Here is a 17,315-nt window from a genome sequence, read left to right on the forward strand (position 1 = left end):
TTTCTTAGTCCGGCCTCATTTATCGACTTATTATTGATGTATGCGGCTTATTCTGCCAATAGAGTTATCCAGCCCCATAGGTTTGGTAGCTTCCTTCAGGTCTGCTATAAGTTTGGTCAGATCAGCCCTTTTTTGCTCCATAGCCTCTTTGATCTGCAGTTTTTCAGCATGGGCCATCAAAATGACTACTTCCTTAAGGGTGTAAAAGTCTCCGGCACTTTGACCTGAACCTTCAGCAAATTTTCACGAATACTCACATGTTTTTTCAATTGTATGTCTAAGTTCCAGCTTGCATTCAAGTTTTAGTTTCCATAGACTAAGTTAAATCTTGTAATAAAATTTTCAATTAACCATTCAAAAGCCTCCGCCTGGTTGTATTTCATATTCGGGTTAAGAAGTCCTTTCATGTCTCCTGAAAACTGTGCTGACTTTTTCTTTAGCTCCATGTTTAGTAGAAATTCTTTTTGAGTTGGGGGCCTGCTCACCACGAACTTCATATACTCATCGTAGCAGTGAATGATCCTGTCATAATCAAGCTTTGCGTGTTGATCAGCATAGTAGAGATCGAATAGATCTCTGCCTTTCTTGCGTTGGTACAATGCCCGGAGCTTGGTTCCCAGGAGCTCGTCCAGGTGATAGGTGGTAATGTCGCATTTTCCGGTAAACCATTCGCTCTCCATAGAGAATGGAAATGAATTCCATCCGAGCAAATTGAAATGTTCCCGACAATTGATTTCAATCTTTAATCTCAATCGGATGTCAGGTGAATATTCTGAGTTGAAACGATACAAGAGTGTATTGTTGTTTGCCTTTGGTTTGACCACTCTATCTTCTTCAAAAAAAGTGATGACTTCACCTATCCGTTGCAAAACAGGCTTGATTGGCCCTTCTTTGATCTGGACCAGGTCAATATCTTCTGAATACCTGGGTGCAGGACTCAGATAGAGTTTGTGCAGTGCAGTACCTCCACGAAAAGCCAGGTTTTCGCTAAGGAATTCATCAGAGAAAAGAGCTACCAATGTTCTACAGATGATCAGGTCTTGCTCTACCTGTTCGTTGGTAGTCCAGGGAGCATGGTCTTTCCATTTTGCTATGTACGGTTTGGAAATCATTTATGGATCGAAGCTTTGCGTAGTTTCATAAATCACTATCTAATTCAATATTCATATCTACTTTCCAGGGGTTATTCGCTTTGCCTGGCTTTTCATCTTTATTGGGACTTAACAATACCGGGAAAAACTTCTTGTCACTGAAATACTCTTGCAATGGACCCAAAAGGGTTTGATCCGTTTGTAGTTCTTGAAAGAGAAATCCTAGCCTTTGAATGGAGCTTATGTGTGGGTACCATTGAAGCAAATCGTTTATATCCTCAGGAGCGATAGATTCAGCTAACTCCTCAAGAATTGCGAGAATCCTATTCAGACCACCCATTTTGGATTGGTAGTGGATCAAATCAATGGCCGTTAAAGCCGGAGATGAAATATTGAACAAGCCTGCATCCGACTTTCTTTTTAAAATATTCTTTTCTGGCCAATTGCTCGTTGCTGAAATACTCAGGTAGTTATTTCCCTTTTTTATATCTCTTATGTTTGGGATTTTTGTCATGAGATAACTTTGCTGAACCTGTTGGTGACTTGCCCCATGAAAAGCCGCTGCTGAGAAAAATGCGATGTAGTAGGGTTTTCCTATATAACTAAAGAGTCTCTCTACATAAAGTTCTAATGGAAGTCTTCCGTACTGCTTGTAACGTGGAGGTAGAATTAAATAAAACCCTTGCCGAAGCGTAATAATCTCTTTCTTTCTGGAAAGTCGCACGATCTCGTGCCGTAAGGCCACATCTGTTTTAGATACTTCACCTTTTAGTTCATCCCAGGAAAATGCGTATTGTTCATACGACAAACATTTACCCACAAAATCAGCGACACTCTGCATTTTTTAGTAATTTTATGCGAAATATAGTGAAAAATGATATCAAACGCATAAAAATACTAATCGTTTTCGTGCAGAAGGAACCAACACAGCTACCAGTAGCTATCAAAGTTCGGAAAATAAAAAAGCTCTGACGAATTCTCGTCAGGGCTTTGCTCTCTTGTCGCGACCAGGTAGGCGGGGTGGCAGGATTACCTTCGGTGATCCTGGTTCCCGGAAAATTCCGAAAGCAAAAACCACGGCTTTTTCAAAGCCCTGTTTTTCATTTTTAAATGCTCACTCAAGCAAGCTTGGCTCCATCTTAAAAATGAAAAACCCGAAGGTTTCGACCTTCGGGTTTTTGCTTTCTTGTCGGGGTGGCAGGATTCGAACGCGGACGGCCAGTCCTGCGGCCCCCGCAGGTTCGATTAAAGAAATTCGATTTTGGGTGTTCTCTTTTGGTGATGGCGAATGGTGGAGGCAGAGTAGTTGGCAGGATTACCTTCGGTGATCCTGGTTCCCGGAAAATTCCGAAAGCAAAAACCACGGCTTTTTCAAAGCCCTGTTTTTCATTTTTAAATGTTCACTCAAGCAAGCTTGGCTCCATCTTAAAAATGAAAAACCCGAAGGTTTCGACCTTCGGGTTTTTGCTTTCTTGTCGGGGTGGCAGGATTCGAACCTGCGGCCCCCTGGTCCCAAACCAGGTACACTAACCGGACTGTGCTACACCCCGCCGGACATTTGATCAGCTCAAATGCGGCTGCAAATCTAGAATTTTTCAGGACAAATTAAAGACCTATCCCGAAAAAAATTAAAATTATTTGTTCTTCAAATTGTTAAACAATCTATAGTCTATATTTCGTTTCAATAAGTACTATGAATACTCGTTTTTATTTGCTGTTTCCTGGATTGTTACTCTTTTTGATACTTACATCGTGCTCAAAGGATGAGGATGAAGATATAAAAGCTGATACGGAGCAAATAACAGAAGTAACACTCCTTTTTTCACCATTTGATGGTGGACCTCCGCTATTATTCGTTGCAGCAGCTTCCGAAGGAGAAAGTTCCGGTGAACTTGTCCCTGAAGGGGAGATTGTGCTGGAACCAAACACCACTTATGACCTCTTTATTCAGCTGGAGAATGAAAGCCAGAATATAGGAGATGAAATTGACACGGAAGGCACCGACCATATGTTTTTCTTCGGCTTTACCGAGGGCTTGTTCATTACCCCCATGGGTGATGGCAATATTGATGAGAGAACAGCTGATGCTGTAGTCTATGGGGACTCAGATACTAACGGCCAACCTATCGGTCTTATAACTTCCTGGGCTACTGCTTCTGCGGGTTCCGGCACCTTCAGGGTTTTGCTCCAGCATCAGGAGGACGGCATAAAGTCGGAAGTATCTACTGCTGAAGATGGAGCTGCCGACCTGGATATAACCTGGGACATCACCGTGGCGCAATGACCCTGACCTGCTGGTCCAGGACACGAACCTTTAGCTGGTCCTTTTTAGCAATGAATTCACCATCTGATTGAAAATCTACAGTCTTATTCAGCTTTATGGAAAATGAATTACCGGACAGGATATCAAAAAAATTATTGGAACCATCAGTGGCTTCATCATCTATCAGGTGATCAAAGATGAGCGATGGAGAAATCTCTTTTAAAATACAGAGTTCAACTTTTTGGTCACCTATATCACCTGCCGGATTTACTGTAAAACCTGTACCGTATTTTGTAGCGTTTGCTATAACGAGAAACTTGGTTAGAAATTCCTTTTTCATCCCATTGGTCTCCACGGTCACTTTAAAAGGTTCTTCCAGCATTCCGATTTCCTTGAGGGCACTGATCGCATACCCCAGCAACCCTCTTCGCTTTTCCTCTTCATAGCGTCTTACCATCATGGCGTTCAGACCAAAATCCGCGAGGTGGGTCATGTATTTTTCTTCGTCCAGCAGCACGATATCCATAGGTCTGGTAACGTTTCTGCTTAGGGTTTGGAATGCATTCTCAGAAGTGATCCCCATTTCAGTGGCCAGTCCATTTGCCGAGCCCGCAGGAATGAGACCTAGCTCGAGATTAAATTCCAGGATAAGCGGAATGGTCATATTGATGGTGCCGTCTCCACCACCTACTACCATGACATCCGGGTTTTGATCCCTGATCCTGGTCCTGATTTTTTCCTGATCATTTTCACCCGTGGTAAAGAAAATCTCAAAACCACAGGATTGCGCAGAGCAGAAATCTCTGATCTCACCCATAAGATCTTCTTTATCCAGGCCTCCGGAGACAGGGTTTATAACAAAAAGGTACTTATTCATCTTTCTATTTATGAAATTCATTTTTATGAGTGAGGAAACACCCATTTTAAAACTATACCAGGGATTCGCCAGTGAAAAAATAACCATTATTCACGGCCATGTGTTGCGTAGCGTTTCCAGGCAACGCGAAAAACTGACGTCAAGTCCGTTTAAAAATGCGCTGGAAATGTACCGCAGGTATAATGTCTCGCCAATGAAAAGGGCTAAGGTTTGTCTGAAAGCAGGTGGCGAGATTATAGCGGAAACCACCTCTGATAAGAAAGGTTATTTTTTATTTGAGATAAATCGTAAACAATTATCAGCGTTTTCTTACGAGGTATTTCTCAAGGAGAATTCAAAGATCTCCTGTGAGTCAAATCTGACGGTTCTGAATCCGGAACAGGTGATCGTTTCAGATATTGATGATACTATCCTGATCTCACATTCCACTAAGTTATGGAAGAAACTTTATTTACTGCTCACCAAAAACCACGAGTCCCGAAAAGCTTTCCAGGGGATCAGGTCTTTTTATGATAAGCTGAGCAAAGACTACAACACCTCTTTTTTTTATGTCAGCAGCAGTGAATGGAACCTCTACGATTTTTTAGTGGATTTCATAAAGTTCAATGACCTTCCGGCTGGCACTTTACTTCTTCAGGATATAAAATCCGGACTTTTAGACCTTTTTAAAAGCGGGAGAGGTTCTCATGCTCATAAAAAGGATAAAATAGAAAAGCTTATTCACGCCTTTCCTAAGGCATCCTTTACGTTGGTAGGGGATAGCGGACAGAAAGACCCATACTTATACCGGGAAATCGCCAGTCAATATCCGAAAAAAATAAAAGCGATCTATATCAGGGATGTTCGCTCCTCAAAGCGCACGAAGGTTCGGAAGATTGTTGATGAGGTGGCTTCTCAAAATATAAAGATGGAGTTGTTTTCAAACTCCTGAGGTCTTCTTAGTACTTTTATTTTTGAATCAAATACTATGAGTAAACATCTTAAACCTTCCAGATATTCAAGCCGGGCAACCATTGACATGGATCAGATCAATCAGGTGCTTGATGAATCCCTTTTTTGCACGGTAGCTTATGTTAAAGACGGACGTCCTTACCAGATCCCTATCGGGTTTGTACGTAAGGGTTCCCAGGTGATGATCCATGGGTCGGTAAAAAGTCACTTTTTAGGTGATCTTAGAAATGCAAAAGAGCTGTGTTTTAGCTCTATGCTTTTTGATGGGTTGGTTTTAGCAGATACGGCTTTTGATCATTCGGTGAATTACCGGTCAGTAGTGATGTTTTCAGAGGCAATACAAATAGCTGACTGGGAAGAGAAAAAAGCCTGGATGGAGGCTTTTACGGAAAAGTATGTGCCGGGGAGAATAAAAGAACTCCCGGGTATTACCGAGGATGAACTTAAAGCTACGGAAGTGCTGGTGCTAAATACAGATAATGCTTCTCTGAAGATGAGAAAAGGAGGGAGCGGAAAAACCAGTAGCAATGTTTGGACCGGGGAGGTTCCGGCTTCAGTAAGTTACGGTGTCCCTCTGGCCAATGAGCTGATGGAAGAAGAAATCCCTGTTCCGGATTACCTGACACGGATGGTTGTAAAGAGTAACATTTAAATATGGAAATCAAGCAATCGGATAATCAAAGTAAGGGTAGTTTTTATGTGGAGGAGGCAAATGCCAAACTTGCAGAGATGACTTATACCTGGGCTGGAAAGGATCGGATTATAATTGATCACACGGAGGTATCAGATAAGCTGAGAGGGCAGGGTGTAGGTCAAAAGCTGGTTCAGCGGGCAGTAGAGTTTGCAATTGAAAAAGGAATTAGCATCATTCCATTATGCCCCTTTGCCCGATCGGTATTTGATAAAGATCCGGATTTAAGAAGTGTTTTGTAAGTGTTGAAGAAAGTAATTATTTAGTGCTGCCAGATGGGAAAAAATCTCATTGGTTAACCGTTTTAAGAAAATTTCAATTTTTTTTCAAAAAAAGCTTTGTTAAATACAATATAAAATGTAAATTGTACACAGATCATTAAGATCGGCGGTGGAAAATAGAGGCCTCACATTTATGTGTGGCCTTTTTTTTATCAATTGATATCAAAAGCATAAAAAAAGTTGTATATAATTTTGAATTTACTATCAATTGATAGTACTTTAGCAAAGTAGATAGTGAGTATCTATTTTCCATAGCTGGTTCTTAATGAGGGAGGGTTACAACAAGTAACCCTTCTTTTTTCCCAGATGTGGTTATCTTTAAGGATATTTTTTATTTATTGATGGTTATTAACGACAGAATATCGGATTTGATCACAAAGCTGCAAATGAACCCCAACTCATTTGCTGATCACATCGGAGTAAAAGGAACCGTCATCTACAACATCATCAAAGGACGCAGAAGCAAACCCAGCTTTGATGTCCTGCAAAAAATTCTCATAGCATACGAAGCAGTCAATGCCAACTGGCTATTAAAAGGAGAAGGAGATGTCTGGAAAGAAACAGACACCTTACCTGAGCTGGATAAGGCCTATGAAAGCATTGAGAAGCGTATCATCTCTTTGATTGAGTCGCTCAATGAGGAGCTTGGAGAAAATCCAACTGTGGAAGAGCTTTCTGAGCTGATCCACACACTGCTGACTGAGAATATGAAGCAAAAGGAGAAGATAGAAAGTCTCTATGAGAAGCAGGAGAAAATCCTGGAAGTGCTTAGAGAAAAGCTTAGCCTGGATCTTTGATAGATTAGATAAAGTCAGACCCTGCCCTAAACCTTTGATATAGATTCGATCTCTTTGATCTCCCTTTGTATACTGGACCGCACATGATGCTGCCTGAAGTAAATAAAGGCTAGCACGATCAGGAAAAATGCCGTAGTACCCCCCACGCCAAACTGAGCAAGACGTTCTGCTTGTCTCTTTTCTTCATTGGCAGCCAGGAGATCAAAGTAGCGTTCCGTAAGTAGCTGAATGTTGTATTTTTTGTTTAGTTCTTCAATCTTCTCTTGTTGTGTAATAAACTTTTCTAGCTTTGTTGTGTAAATATTTTTATACTCCAGCGCCTTTTTTGGGGCACCCATTTTCTCATATACTTCACTTGTAAGTTTATAAATATTGTAAGTGTCTGGATTAGAGTATTTGTCAAGATCAATTTGTTCCGCTTTTTTAAGTAAACTAATAGCTTTTGAATACTCTTCTCCAGTTACATGAACTTTAGCCAAGTTTACGTAGCTGGAGATTAAATCTTTATCATATGCTATCGATGATTTTGCTTCTATTGCTTCGAGGAAGTATTTTTCCGCATTGTTATAATCACCTTTTGTAAGGTACAAATCACCTATATTATGCAAAGCATACCCGAAATATCTGTTACTTGGACTTGCAGTTTTAAGAATAGCTTCATAGCTCTCTTTGGCTTTTTGGAAATTCCCAAGTCCTCTATAACAAATTCCTGCTCTATTTTTTAAAGTGATAATATTTTGATCTTTCAAATCGAAATTATTTAACAGAAAATCAATTTCATTTAAGGCGTTTTCAAAGCTCTCTGCATTAACAAATTCTCTAACTTTGTTCTCCCGAAGCTGGATTTCTTGGTAAGTTATGTTCATTGATTGGGCTAATTCCAAGCCCTTATCAATGAATTTATGAGACAAATCAAAGTGCTTATAGTCACCTAAAATTAAACCCAGATTTTTATAAATAGAGATCAATTCTCTTTTGGTTTCAACTCGACTAACGGATTCGGCAAATCTTGCACCTTCGAGATAATAAATAATTGCGTTTCCAAAATCCTCAATTTCCACCGAAACATAGCCAAGAACAAAGTATGCTTTTACTAAATAGAATTTATCATTAGCAGCTTTAGCCTGTGCTAAAAAAGATAAAGCATCAATTTTAGTTGAATCCAAAGGCTTATTATCCAAAGCAAGAATTACTTTGTCATAAGATTCTTTTAAATCCTCGCCTCTTCCAAGAAGTGCCCCGAAAAGTATTAGACAAAACAGGAGTTCCTTCAAATTTTTCACTCTTACTGGTTAAATGAATAGTTAAAAATAAGAAAAAGCCATGAGAACCCCCATGACTTTTAGATTAATATTAACAATATCTAAGGTTAATACAATAAAATAATCGATAACGAACAGTTATAAATCAGCTGCCATCTCCAGGTTTATCTTTATTCCCATCACCTGTATTTTCTGCTGGGCTATTGATTTCAGTGTTGTCAATGATTTCATCCATTGTTTCATCTTGGGAACAAGCTCCAAAGGTGAAAGCAAGAATAGATAAAAAGAGAACGGATATATTTTTTAAGTTTTTCATGTTTTTTTCTTAAATAGTTTAAAAATGATTTCGCTAGAACTAGTGGCCCTCATCAAAAATTTCCACCTGGCTTATCTTTATTCCCATCACCGGGATCTTCTGATGAGTTATTGATTTCAGTGTTGTCAATGATTTCATCCATTGTTTCATCTTGGGAACAAGCTCCAAAGGTGAAAGCAAGAATAGATAAAAAGAGAACGGATATATTTTTTAAGTTTTTCATGTTTTTTTCTTAAATAGTTTAAAAATGATTTCGCTAGAACTAGTGGCCCTCATCAAAAATTTCCACCTGGCTTATCTTTATTCCCATCACCGGGATCTTCTGATGAGTTATTGATTTCAGTGTTGTCAATGATTTCATCCATTGTTTCATCTTGGGAACAAGCTCCAAAGGTGAAAACAAGAATGAATAGAAAGAGAGCGGATATATTTTTTAAGTTTTTCATGTTTTTAGTTTTTCTGTACAAGAGTGATTTCAATGATGAAATAATTTGGAATTATAATTGACACATAATTGATTAATTTTCACCTGGCTTATCTTTATTGCCATCACCTGGATCCGAAGGACTATTAATCTCCGTATTATCAATGATCTCGTCCATGGTTTCGTCCTGAGAACATGCTCCGAAACCGATTGATAAAACGAATAATAGGAATGCTGAAATTTTCGTTAATTTGCTCATAGCTTTAAAATTTTGATTTGTTAAACATTTATTTGATCATTAAATATAACCAATCCTCAGTTGTATTTAATAAAGACAACATTAGATAAATTAAACACATTACTTATTGATAGTCAGTTACTTGTAAAACAACTTTTACCCTCTAAATCCCTTATATGAAGCCAATTCGATCCATTAATTCATCAGTAATTTTTGCAGCGCTAATTGTACTTTTCTCATGTGGTAATCCCACTAAAGTTGCCTATGACTCTTTTGGTAATGTAATTTCTGAAGACGGGGCTGTTGCGCTTCAGCACTTCAAGCAGCAGCTGCCGGCAGGGGACTCTGTCACCGTAAAACTGACTGCTAACATCGATCAGGTCTGCCAGATGAAGGGCTGCTGGATGACTCTGAAAACTTCAGACAGCAGCTCAGTTCGGGTAACATTTAAGGATTATGGGTTTTTCGTGCCGAAAGATGCCGGAGGTAAGGAGGTTATCCTCGAAGGGGTGGCCACACTGAGTGAGCTGGACCGGGAAACCGCTGAGCACTACGCTGAAGATGCAGGTAAAGAACTTGGTGCTGATGCTGACCTTACGGAGCTGTCAATCGTAGCCTCCGGCGTGCTGATCAGGAGAGATTAGGGGGGTGCGTGTTGCGAGTTGTGAAGTTACGAAGGTTGCGGGTTTGGGTGTCGGGTTAGTCAGTCAATCACGCAGAGCCGCAAAGTCGCTAAGGGTTCTGAACCATGTCACCACTAACAAAAGAAAGAAAATACCATTATTCCTTAGAAAAGGAGTTGGTAGGTGGCTTCTCTCCATTTTCAGAAGATCTATAATTTTTGCAGTGCATGCTGCTCCCCTTCGAAGGGGAGCTCCCGCAGGGTGAGGGGTTGGTTTCTTAGCTGCGTATTATTTCGAGGTTCACAAACTCATGGCACATATTGTATAAAACTTGTATGTATAGACTAGTGTCGTGACTCTTAAATAAGGATACTAATTCATGCCATCACTAAGTTGATGAAATCCTTGTTTTAAGTTGCGTGTTGCGGGTTAGAGTCGAGTTTTGGTAGAGAACTATGAAATACATTGGTATAACCACCCCGGCCTTTCGCTTGCGCCGAAGCTTGTGCCTACGCTATAGCTTCGGCGACACGCGTGCAGCGAAGGAGATGCACATAAACTGGAATTTTACCACCCCCAGCCCCTCCTAAAACAGGAGGGGAGCCGTTTGCGTCATGATTGGTAGTTTACTGTCAAATTTTTAGATGATCTATAATTACATACTCCTCCCCTTCGAAGGGGAGGTGCCTGATACACCTGCGCCTGAGGCTACGGCGCATAAAAAAGGCGGAGGGGTTTTTCGTATGTTGGAAGGCGGAGTTTTTTTCCCTGACTAAGGAGTTCCCGCGGGTGAGGGGTCCCCAAGACTGTAAGGCGGAGGGTTTTTTCCCTGCAAAGGGGAGCTGTTCTCAGGACTGAAGGGTGAATCAGTTGTAATAACTTTTGGATTTCTTTTTGATAAAAAGGTCCCGGAATGATTTTCCGGTGAGTGCACCAAGGCCGCCGGTCAGTGCCCCTATGAGGCCGGTGGCAATGATTAAAAGCAGCTTATCGTCAAAAGGGAACAGGTTAATGATCTTCTCGGACAGCACGGCATTTGTGGTTACATCGAGGTACCAGGCGTAGACCATCCAGGTGAGCCCGGCCCCCAAAAACCCGGAAATAAAAACACTAAATCCCGACCCATTGATCAAAAAACCGATAACAAATGTGATCAGCACCAGACTCCACCAGGGCAGATAAAAGAGGAGTACATAGGTGAGTGCAGTGATTAATATAAGTCGGGCTATTAATTTCATTTGGGTTCCATTTTTTGCGTGAAGATAACCTTTTCAGAATCAGAGATGTCCGAATCAAACAGCAGTTCGTAGTAATCTCCGGAAGCCCACCGGTCAATCATGTGACCGTATAACGGGCTCCCCGGATTGCCTGTTTGGCTGCCGGGATACACTCCCCAGGCTTTGGTGCCGGCCGGGTCCATCTCCACTACCATACGCCAGGAAGGCCCGTGTCCACCACTGGCAGCATTGACTATGCTGCTGTATCCACCTACTTTGATCTTCTCTTTTGAGAAAGGCGCCAAACGGAGGATGTGGTTGATGTGGGTGTTTTTGTACTCATACCACTGATATGAGTCCCCATTGGCAGCAGCCCAGCTTTCTAAAGAATCCATTGCGTTTTTATAGGTAATGTTCAGTAAGTCGCTGGTGGTTTCTTTTGAATCCGTATCCAGCAGGTCAGAAAAAGCCAGCGTAGAATCTGTTTTCAGCAAATGGATGGTGACGTATTTGTTGGGGAGGTCCATCTCCACTGATATGGTATCGTACTCATCCCAAAGCCTGGTATACAGAATGTTCCACCAAAACTGATAGGCTGTAGGCGCTTTGAGATCCGGCTCATTGAAATAATCCCACTGGGATAGCATTTGATAAAAATCCCGTTCCTTTTCTGAAAAGCGGACCGTATCCAGTGAGTTTAGCATGAAAGGAAGGCTTTCTGAGGCCATGTAGTTGAAATTATCGTTTTGTAACCTCATCATGTCTTTGGGAACTATGTTATCTATCACCTTGAGACGATCATTGATCCGGCGGTTTCTGTAATATTCGTAACGATGATCATAGACATAATAGGGGTATAGGGAATCCACCTGGTGCTGATTGGCAGAAGACAGATAGCCTTTTTCGGGATTTTCAATATGCATCAGGTGCTCAAAAGGGATAAAATCCTTGTACTCGAAAGCAGGGTTGGAGCCATCCATGAGAAATTTACCCTGCTCTTCCCACTTTACGGGAAATTTGCCAGGGAGCCATAACGCAATATTTCCTTTTGAGGAACCAAAGATGAAATTCTGAGGCGGCCCGGAGAATGACCTCATAGCTTCAACAAAATCCTCATAGCTGCCTGCTTTGTTGATCTGGTTCATGGCTGCAAAAGTGGTGCTGGGATAGTGAGCAACCCATTTCATGGCAAAATTGGCCCTTTCAGAATCACCTCTGAAATTCTGATCATATACTACAGGGCCATGGTGTACGTGTACAATGGTATCCGTAAATGTTTTGCCTCCGTAGATCTTAAATTTTTCAATGACTTTCTCGGTTTTAAACCATTGGTTATTATACCAATACTCGTTTTGGGTGCTGTCTTTAAATCTTACGGAGTACCAGTCTACCTGGTCCCTTGGCGAATTGGTGACACCCCACGAAATACTGTCATTGAAACCGATTAAAATCACGGGAGTGCCAGGCACCGTGACACCCATTACGTTTTTCTCCGGGCCGTTGAGGTGATAAGCATACCAGATGGAGGGGAGGGTCAGGTTCAGGTCCGGCTCGTTAGCCAGCAGAACGTTCCCGTTTTTGGTCTTGCTCCCCGCGACTGCAAAATTATTGCTGCCGTTTAGCGGGTTAGGCTTTTCTATGGTTTTTTTGATCCGGATATTGGGGTAGGAGACATTGGGCTTTTCCACTTTGACAGGCTCAAAATCCCACCGTTTTGGGGTGGGGATCACCGGGTCCAGGTTGCCCAGCTGCTCCGGGTAGAGGAGGTTGAAAAGCTCTTTCCCAAACAAGTGATAAGCGTTGGTGTTTTCAAGATCTGCATCGCTTCTGGAGAGTGTATTGCTAAGCATGGCATATCCCAGGCAGGATTTCAAAGGAGTCCATTTTTCAGGCGTATAGTTCAGCAGCTTGAATTCCAATGGGTAATCGCCATAGGACATTTGATCAATGTAGCTATTGACCCCTTTGCTGTATGCTTCCAGCATGGTGTTTAGCTCCTGGTTTTCCTGATTTTTCTTGTAAAATGCCTCAGTCATGCTCTTCAGGCCAATTCTGCGATTTAGCCTGTCATAGTCAAGGGCTCGCTTGCCCAATACTTCTGAAAGCCGTCCCATCACCACCCGGGAGAAAAAGTCCATTTGCCACAACCGGTCTCTTGCTGTCAGATACCCCTGTACAAAATGAAGATCTTCCAGGTTGTCAGCATAGATGTGGGGGATTCGCATCTCATCATAGTAAACCGTAACCGGGCCATTCAGCCCATTCAGCCTTAATTTTTCTTTATAATTAATTTCTTCCGTTTCAGCATTCTGCCAAAAGCCATGAAATGGACTTAGAAATTTTCCAAGAGGGGGTATGTTGTTTATTTTCTTATTTAAAGCTATGGTCAGAGCCAGCGTTACAGATAGGAAAAACACGAAGCGAAAGGTCTTCATTTTAATTTCAGGGTAAGAAATTCCGGTTTATGATAATGCTTCTCACAGGACCGTAAGACTTTGGGCGGTATCATCGTAAGGGTCAAACAGAAGCGCATTGATTTCATTCCTGAAAAATATTAAGAAAAGTGGAGATTGCATACTTTTGGTTGAATAGTATGTTTTATCGCAGATCATATCGCTCCATTATCAAGCCTTTTTTTGATTATTTCTTTGCCGGATTGTTATTGGTGCTATTGAGTCCTCTTCTTTTGGTCATAGCTGCCGGACTCAAAATGCAAGGGCTTCCGGTTCTGTTTGTCCATCAAAGACCCGGGATGAATGCCAGGCTTTTCGGTATGATGAAGTTTACTACTATGAAAAACGAGAAGACTCCCTTTGCTTTTGGTAATTTTTTAAGGAAGACCTCACTTGATGAGTTGCCACAGTTAATTAATGTTTTGAAGGGAGAGATGAGTTTTGTGGGGCCCAGGCCACTATTGAAGGAGTATTTGGATGATTTGGCGCCTGTTAATCACTCCAGGTATACAGTCAAACCTGGAATAACCGGGTTAGCGCAGGTCAATGGCCGAAATCTTTTGACTCTGGAGCAAAAGATCAATTATGATCTGTTATATGTCGATCGCATTTCTTTTTTTACTGACGTAAAAATCCTTTTGAAGACTTTTATTCAGGTATTTCGTCACAAGGAATCAGATTATCACAAAATCTACTGAGCTGTTGCGGGTTAATCGAGGTTGCGGGGTTGCGGGTTGAACTGTTGCGAGGTTGTGGGTTTGAACTGTTGCGAGTTGTTACGGTTGCGAAGTTACGCACCTACATCTATCCCCCTGGGGGGATTGTAGGGGGGATTGGTTGCAGGTTTGACTTGTTTTTTCACGCAGAGCCGCCAAGGGATCTGATCACATTGTTGTAAAATAATGGTATTTTAAGTTAACCGGTCGGCAACCTCACAACTTGCAACTTTGTGTTGACTAACCTCGCAACCCGCAACCCCCACATCAACGAAAAATCGCGGGGGGAAGGAATATCTCCAGCTTCAGGTTTAAGAAGAGGTAGGCATCCTTGTTATCAGGCTCTCCTCGTGGTCCTCCGGGCACCAGCAGGTTATCATAAGCTTCCTGGTTAACCACCTCACCCAATTCATCCTTTCTGTTGCTCAGCAGCTGGGTGGTAATGTCCTGCTCATTATAATTTTCCGGGTAATTTCCGGATACATCATCGAGGTGATCAGATAAGGTAAATCTGTAGGTGAATTCCGTTATCAGATTCAGGAAGGGATTGATTTTCCATTTTAACCCTGCACCTACAGGAAAAACCATTGTAAACCGGCTATAATCTGTTCCTTCAGTCTCAAGTTGGTAAAGATCAAATGTTTGTCCCGCTAACTCTGCTGTGGGACTGATGAAAGTGGTACCAAATCCGGCTAACAAATAGGGGTCTACTGCCCAGCGTTTATGATAGTCTCCACGATATTTTCGCATGTAAAAAATCCCCATAACCGAGAGCTCCCAATTCGTGGACCGGAAAGAAAGGTTTCTTTGCTTTGCGTAGGAGCTGTCAGGTGCGTGTTTGTCATGGCCCCTGATGGTATACCTGCTTAGCTCCACTCTGGCAGCTATTTTACTTAAAAGTCGGGCTTCCAGGGCAAGATTGAGATTGGAGATCTCGTTTTGAAAGCTGTTGTTGTGCTTGAGCTCACCGCGATAGGAGCTGAACCCTACACCCGCCTGTGCGGAAAAATAACGGTCATTTAGCTTCCATGAGAGGAAATTTTGCGCTTTAACACTGAGAAAAGCAACACTTAACACACAAACCGAAAGATATCGTTTCATCGAGCCCTCAAAATAACTAAACCCTGTAAGCTTTCAAATATTGTTTGATGGGATTTATTAGTGTAAAGAACAGAAGTAAACCTTGGAGAAGCCAAATCTATCCGCGGGTTTTAGGATGGATTTTTGATTTAACACTTTAAATCCTCTTATGGCTGTTCCTCTGAATGAGTTCTGAAGCGGTTAATTGATTATGTAGCACATATTTGTGTTAAGTTTATTCTACTAAAAACTTATTATTTATAACCTACGTTATACCTTTGAGTTAAAATACAACTATGTCTACAGCAGCATCCATAGTAAGAAAGCGGATTGATCGCATGGAGCCTGGTGCAGTTTTCGGATACGTCAGGTTTCTGAAAGATAAAATAGGAGAATCTGCCCTGGCTATGACCTTGAGTAGGTTAAGCAAGGAAGGTACGATCATGCGTCTGTCTAAAGGAAAATATTACAAACCGGAAATATCCAGGTTCGGAGCACTAAGGCCAAAGGAATCAGTGATTGTGGAGGCATTGACTACCAGAAACGGTAAGAAAACAGGCTATCTTACCGGCCTTCCGGTTTACAACAAGCTTGGACTCACTTCTCAGGTTTCCAATACGTTGGAAATTGCCACTAATAAACCACTTCCACCAAAAGAGATACAGGGCTATCGGATCAAATATCTAAAGAGAAATGCTCCGATAAAGGATCAGGATATTCCGTTGCTTCAGCTATTGGATGCCATCAGGGGTATCAGAAACATTCCGGATACGTCTCCTGATCAGGTGTTGCTCGTTATCATGGAGAAAGTAAAACAACTCACTGCTCAGGAGCAGAGAAGACTTACAAAGCTGGCTCTGAATTACAATGCAGCTACAAGGGCACTGATGGGGGCTATGTTTGAGCAAATGAAATCAGGTATTCCGGTAAGTGGTTTATTCTCTTCACTCAACAGGCTATCTAAATACAATGTTGGGATCACTGAACAAGTCCTTCCTGATAAAAGAAGGTGGAATATCGAATGACATTTCACCAGTCACCGGATTTTGAAGAGGCAATAAGAGCAGCATCGGCACATTTTAAGCTGAGGGATATTTTTATTGAAAAAGACTACTGGGTAACAAATGTCCTGAAAAATGTATCCCGGTCTGATCTTCAAAGGAGGCACCTCATTATCCAAAGCATTCAATTGTATTGATCGTTTTTCTGAAGACATTGATCTGGCTATTCTAAAGGAAGATGGGATTTCGGATAACCAGTTGAAAAAACTAATAAAGAAAGATATCAACCGGTGAGCAAGGACTGATCAAAGAGTATGAGTTGGAACCGTTCAGGATAAATGTTCTCAAAAGAGAAAGGACATTTTTCGAAAAGCTGATGTCACTGGTTCGTTTATCCTACCAGGGTCCGCAAGATTTGAAAGAGAAGATCCGGCACTTCTATGACCTCTTCAAACTGCTTCAGGAGGGGGATTTGAAAGGCAAGCTTCTCACAAAAGAAAATCATGAACTTATCACATTGGTGCTTCAGGATGACTTTCAAAACAGGACCTTTGCCGGGGATTGGTTATCTGTTCCAATTGCAGAATCCCCACTAATGAAGGACATTGACCAAATGTGGGCGTCTTTGGATGCTACCTACTACAACGAACTTTCAGGTTTAATTTGGTCAAATGATTTGCCGTCTTCGGAATCCATCGTAATTGCTATGAAGAAGATAAAATTATTTATAGGCGACTATCACTTTCCATCATCATAAGCGGATTAGCTTGTGCTGATCCTGGTTGGGGGAGTTTCAAACTAAAAGACCTACTTACGTAGTTTTGTTTTTACAGTCATTTAACAAGTAAAACTTGTAATGCCTATAAAAAACAAAACCCGCTTCATCCGAAGCGGGTCTTTTTAGTTTGAGGTCGAGAGCGGATTCGAACCGCTGTACGAGCTTTTGCAGAGCTCTGCCTAGCCACTCGGCCACTCGACCATCTTATTTAATCAACACTTTTGCTGACTTTTCTGTTTGCGAGTGCAAATTAAAC

22 protein-coding genes and 2 tRNA genes are annotated in these 17,315 nt (G+C 41.6%); 10 read left to right on the forward strand and 14 right to left on the reverse strand.

Translation table 11 applies throughout. The features are described from left to right. Positions 1–30: 30 nt before the first annotated feature. The 4 genes from AC3E9V_RS07545 to AC3E9V_RS07560 form a co-directional block, all read right to left on the reverse strand. Positions 31–177 (reverse strand): hypothetical protein, encoded by a 147-nt coding sequence (locus AC3E9V_RS07545; protein WP_488752581.1) that lies wholly within the window; start codon positions 175–177, stop codon positions 31–33. Positions 178–302: 125 nt separating this feature from the next. Next, positions 303–1,112: a nucleotidyl transferase AbiEii/AbiGii toxin family protein gene (locus tag AC3E9V_RS07550; protein ID WP_488752582.1), complete on the reverse strand. Its 810-nt coding sequence runs from the start codon at positions 1,110–1,112 to the stop codon at positions 303–305. Between the two features lie 25 nt (positions 1,113–1,137). Then, positions 1,138–1,815 (reverse strand): type IV toxin-antitoxin system AbiEi family antitoxin domain-containing protein, encoded by a 678-nt coding sequence (locus tag AC3E9V_RS07555; RefSeq protein ID WP_488752583.1) that lies wholly within the window; start codon positions 1,813–1,815, stop codon positions 1,138–1,140. A gap of 751 nt (positions 1,816–2,566) precedes the next feature. Next, positions 2,567–2,641, reverse strand: a tRNA-Pro gene (locus tag AC3E9V_RS07560). A gap of 143 nt (positions 2,642–2,784) precedes the next feature. Between AC3E9V_RS07560 and AC3E9V_RS07565 the strand changes: the two genes are divergently transcribed. Then, positions 2,785–3,375 (forward strand): hypothetical protein, encoded by a 591-nt coding sequence (locus AC3E9V_RS07565; RefSeq protein ID WP_488752584.1) that lies wholly within the window; start codon positions 2,785–2,787, stop codon positions 3,373–3,375. Here AC3E9V_RS07565 and AC3E9V_RS07570 read toward each other — a convergent pair. Continuing rightward, positions 3,359–4,231: a diacylglycerol/lipid kinase family protein gene (locus AC3E9V_RS07570; protein ID WP_488752585.1), complete on the reverse strand. Its 873-nt coding sequence runs from the start codon at positions 4,229–4,231 to the stop codon at positions 3,359–3,361. The genes AC3E9V_RS07565 and AC3E9V_RS07570 overlap by 17 nt on opposite strands. A 10-nt stretch (positions 4,232–4,241) precedes the next feature. On the opposite strand from AC3E9V_RS07570, the gene AC3E9V_RS07575 reads away from it, so the two are divergent. The 4 genes from AC3E9V_RS07575 (at position 4,242) to AC3E9V_RS07590 (ending at position 6,951) form a co-directional block, all read left to right on the forward strand. Next, a complete protein-coding gene (locus AC3E9V_RS07575; RefSeq protein ID WP_488752586.1) occupies positions 4,242–5,162 on the forward strand; it encodes a phosphatase domain-containing protein in 921 nt (306 codons plus the stop codon). 36 nt (positions 5,163–5,198) lie between these two features. Next, a complete protein-coding gene (locus AC3E9V_RS07580; RefSeq protein ID WP_488752587.1) occupies positions 5,199–5,834 on the forward strand; it encodes a pyridoxamine 5'-phosphate oxidase family protein in 636 nt (211 codons plus the stop codon). 2 nt (positions 5,835–5,836) lie between these two features. Continuing rightward, on the forward strand, positions 5,837–6,115 hold the full coding sequence (locus AC3E9V_RS07585; protein ID WP_488752588.1) for a GNAT family N-acetyltransferase: 279 nt from the start codon (positions 5,837–5,839) through the stop codon (positions 6,113–6,115). A gap of 407 nt (positions 6,116–6,522) precedes the next feature. After that, positions 6,523–6,951: a hypothetical protein gene (locus AC3E9V_RS07590; RefSeq protein WP_488752589.1), complete on the forward strand. Its 429-nt coding sequence runs from the start codon at positions 6,523–6,525 to the stop codon at positions 6,949–6,951. Positions 6,952–6,977: 26 nt separating this feature from the next. Here AC3E9V_RS07590 and AC3E9V_RS07595 read toward each other — a convergent pair whose 3' ends face one another. From AC3E9V_RS07595 to AC3E9V_RS07615, 5 genes are all read right to left on the reverse strand, one after another. Further along, the gene (locus tag AC3E9V_RS07595) at positions 6,978–8,234 is read right to left on the reverse strand and encodes a tetratricopeptide repeat protein (RefSeq protein ID WP_488752590.1); all 1,257 of its coding nucleotides are present in this window, start codon (positions 8,232–8,234) and stop codon (positions 6,978–6,980) included. Between the two features lie 124 nt (positions 8,235–8,358). Then, positions 8,359–8,529, reverse strand: coding sequence for a hypothetical protein (locus AC3E9V_RS07600; RefSeq protein WP_488752591.1), 171 nt, complete (start codon positions 8,527–8,529; stop codon positions 8,359–8,361). 52 nt (positions 8,530–8,581) lie between these two features. Continuing rightward, complete coding sequence (locus AC3E9V_RS07605) at positions 8,582–8,752, reverse strand: hypothetical protein (protein WP_488752592.1); 171 nt, start codon at positions 8,750–8,752, stop codon at positions 8,582–8,584. 52 nt (positions 8,753–8,804) lie between these two features. Next, the gene (locus tag AC3E9V_RS07610; protein WP_488752593.1) at positions 8,805–8,975 is read right to left on the reverse strand and encodes a hypothetical protein; all 171 of its coding nucleotides are present in this window, start codon (positions 8,973–8,975) and stop codon (positions 8,805–8,807) included. 72 nt (positions 8,976–9,047) lie between these two features. Then, entirely contained in the window at positions 9,048–9,212 is a 165-nt protein-coding gene (locus tag AC3E9V_RS07615) for a hypothetical protein (RefSeq protein ID WP_488752594.1), read from the reverse strand. Between the two features lie 155 nt (positions 9,213–9,367). Here AC3E9V_RS07615 and AC3E9V_RS07620 point away from each other — a divergent pair, with 155 nt between their 5' ends. Further along, on the forward strand, positions 9,368–9,835 hold the full coding sequence (locus tag AC3E9V_RS07620; protein ID WP_488752595.1) for a DUF4920 domain-containing protein: 468 nt from the start codon (positions 9,368–9,370) through the stop codon (positions 9,833–9,835). Between the two features lie 845 nt (positions 9,836–10,680). On the opposite strand, the gene AC3E9V_RS07625 is transcribed toward AC3E9V_RS07620, so the two are convergent. Continuing rightward, a complete protein-coding gene (locus AC3E9V_RS07625) occupies positions 10,681–11,052 on the reverse strand; it encodes a hypothetical protein (protein ID WP_488752596.1) in 372 nt (123 codons plus the stop codon). Then, positions 11,049–13,466: a penicillin acylase family protein gene (locus tag AC3E9V_RS07630; protein ID WP_488752597.1), complete on the reverse strand. Its 2,418-nt coding sequence runs from the start codon at positions 13,464–13,466 to the stop codon at positions 11,049–11,051. Before AC3E9V_RS07630 ends, AC3E9V_RS07625 begins: the two co-directional genes overlap by 4 nt. A gap of 128 nt (positions 13,467–13,594) precedes the next feature. On the opposite strand from AC3E9V_RS07630, the gene AC3E9V_RS07635 reads away from it, so the two are divergent. Further along, positions 13,595–14,182: a sugar transferase gene (locus AC3E9V_RS07635; RefSeq protein ID WP_488752598.1), complete on the forward strand. Its 588-nt coding sequence runs from the start codon at positions 13,595–13,597 to the stop codon at positions 14,180–14,182. Between the two features lie 285 nt (positions 14,183–14,467). Here the strand turns inward: AC3E9V_RS07635 and AC3E9V_RS07640 are convergent, their stop codons facing one another. Further along, positions 14,468–15,301: a hypothetical protein gene (locus AC3E9V_RS07640; protein WP_488752599.1), complete on the reverse strand. Its 834-nt coding sequence runs from the start codon at positions 15,299–15,301 to the stop codon at positions 14,468–14,470. Between the two features lie 275 nt (positions 15,302–15,576). Between AC3E9V_RS07640 and AC3E9V_RS07645 the strand changes: the two genes are divergently transcribed. The 3 genes from AC3E9V_RS07645 to AC3E9V_RS07655 all read left to right on the forward strand — a co-directional run bounded on the left by AC3E9V_RS07645 (position 15,577) and on the right by AC3E9V_RS07655 (position 17,038). Next, positions 15,577–16,305, forward strand: a complete 729-nt coding sequence (locus tag AC3E9V_RS07645) for a DUF6088 family protein (RefSeq protein ID WP_488752600.1) — start codon at positions 15,577–15,579, stop codon at positions 16,303–16,305. Positions 16,306–16,416: 111 nt separating this feature from the next. Further along, positions 16,417–16,575 (forward strand): nucleotidyl transferase AbiEii/AbiGii toxin family protein, encoded by a 159-nt coding sequence (locus AC3E9V_RS07650; protein WP_488752601.1) that lies wholly within the window; start codon positions 16,417–16,419, stop codon positions 16,573–16,575. Between the two features lie 25 nt (positions 16,576–16,600). Continuing rightward, positions 16,601–17,038 (forward strand): nucleotidyl transferase AbiEii/AbiGii toxin family protein, encoded by a 438-nt coding sequence (locus tag AC3E9V_RS07655; protein WP_488752602.1) that lies wholly within the window; start codon positions 16,601–16,603, stop codon positions 17,036–17,038. Positions 17,039–17,189: 151 nt separating this feature from the next. Here the strand turns inward: AC3E9V_RS07655 and AC3E9V_RS07660 are convergent. Then, a tRNA-Cys gene (locus tag AC3E9V_RS07660) sits at positions 17,190–17,260 on the reverse strand. Positions 17,261–17,315: the final 55 nt, after the last annotated feature.

The organism is Marinoscillum sp. HNIBRBA16962 (genome assembly GCF_057801515.1).

Coding starts and splice junctions, on each gene's coding strand:
- AC3E9V_RS07545 (WP_488752581.1), bottom strand. CDS start 177: ATGGCCCATGCTGAAAAACTGCAGATCAAAGAGGCTATGGAGCAAAAA.
- AC3E9V_RS07550 (WP_488752582.1), bottom strand. CDS start 1,112: ATGATTTCCAAACCGTACATAGCAAAATGGAAAGACCATGCTCCCTGG.
- AC3E9V_RS07565 (WP_488752584.1), top strand. CDS start 2,785: ATGAATACTCGTTTTTATTTGCTGTTTCCTGGATTGTTACTCTTTTTG.
- AC3E9V_RS07570 (WP_488752585.1), bottom strand. CDS start 4,231: ATGAATAAGTACCTTTTTGTTATAAACCCTGTCTCCGGAGGCCTGGAT.
- AC3E9V_RS07575 (WP_488752586.1), top strand. CDS start 4,242: ATGAAATTCATTTTTATGAGTGAGGAAACACCCATTTTAAAACTATAC.
- AC3E9V_RS07580 (WP_488752587.1), top strand. CDS start 5,199: ATGAGTAAACATCTTAAACCTTCCAGATATTCAAGCCGGGCAACCATT.
- AC3E9V_RS07585 (WP_488752588.1), top strand. CDS start 5,837: ATGGAAATCAAGCAATCGGATAATCAAAGTAAGGGTAGTTTTTATGTG.
- AC3E9V_RS07600 (WP_488752591.1), bottom strand. CDS start 8,529: ATGAAAAACTTAAAAAATATATCCGTTCTCTTTTTATCTATTCTTGCT.
- AC3E9V_RS07605 (WP_488752592.1), bottom strand. CDS start 8,752: ATGAAAAACTTAAAAAATATATCCGTTCTCTTTTTATCTATTCTTGCT.
- AC3E9V_RS07610 (WP_488752593.1), bottom strand. CDS start 8,975: ATGAAAAACTTAAAAAATATATCCGCTCTCTTTCTATTCATTCTTGTT.
- AC3E9V_RS07615 (WP_488752594.1), bottom strand. CDS start 9,212: ATGAGCAAATTAACGAAAATTTCAGCATTCCTATTATTCGTTTTATCA.
- AC3E9V_RS07620 (WP_488752595.1), top strand. CDS start 9,368: ATGAAGCCAATTCGATCCATTAATTCATCAGTAATTTTTGCAGCGCTA.
- AC3E9V_RS07625 (WP_488752596.1), bottom strand. CDS start 11,052: ATGAAATTAATAGCCCGACTTATATTAATCACTGCACTCACCTATGTA.
- AC3E9V_RS07630 (WP_488752597.1), bottom strand. CDS start 13,466: ATGAAGACCTTTCGCTTCGTGTTTTTCCTATCTGTAACGCTGGCTCTG.
- AC3E9V_RS07640 (WP_488752599.1), bottom strand. CDS start 15,301: ATGAAACGATATCTTTCGGTTTGTGTGTTAAGTGTTGCTTTTCTCAGT.
- AC3E9V_RS07645 (WP_488752600.1), top strand. CDS start 15,577: ATGTCTACAGCAGCATCCATAGTAAGAAAGCGGATTGATCGCATGGAG.
- AC3E9V_RS07650 (WP_488752601.1), top strand. CDS start 16,417: ATGTATCCCGGTCTGATCTTCAAAGGAGGCACCTCATTATCCAAAGCA.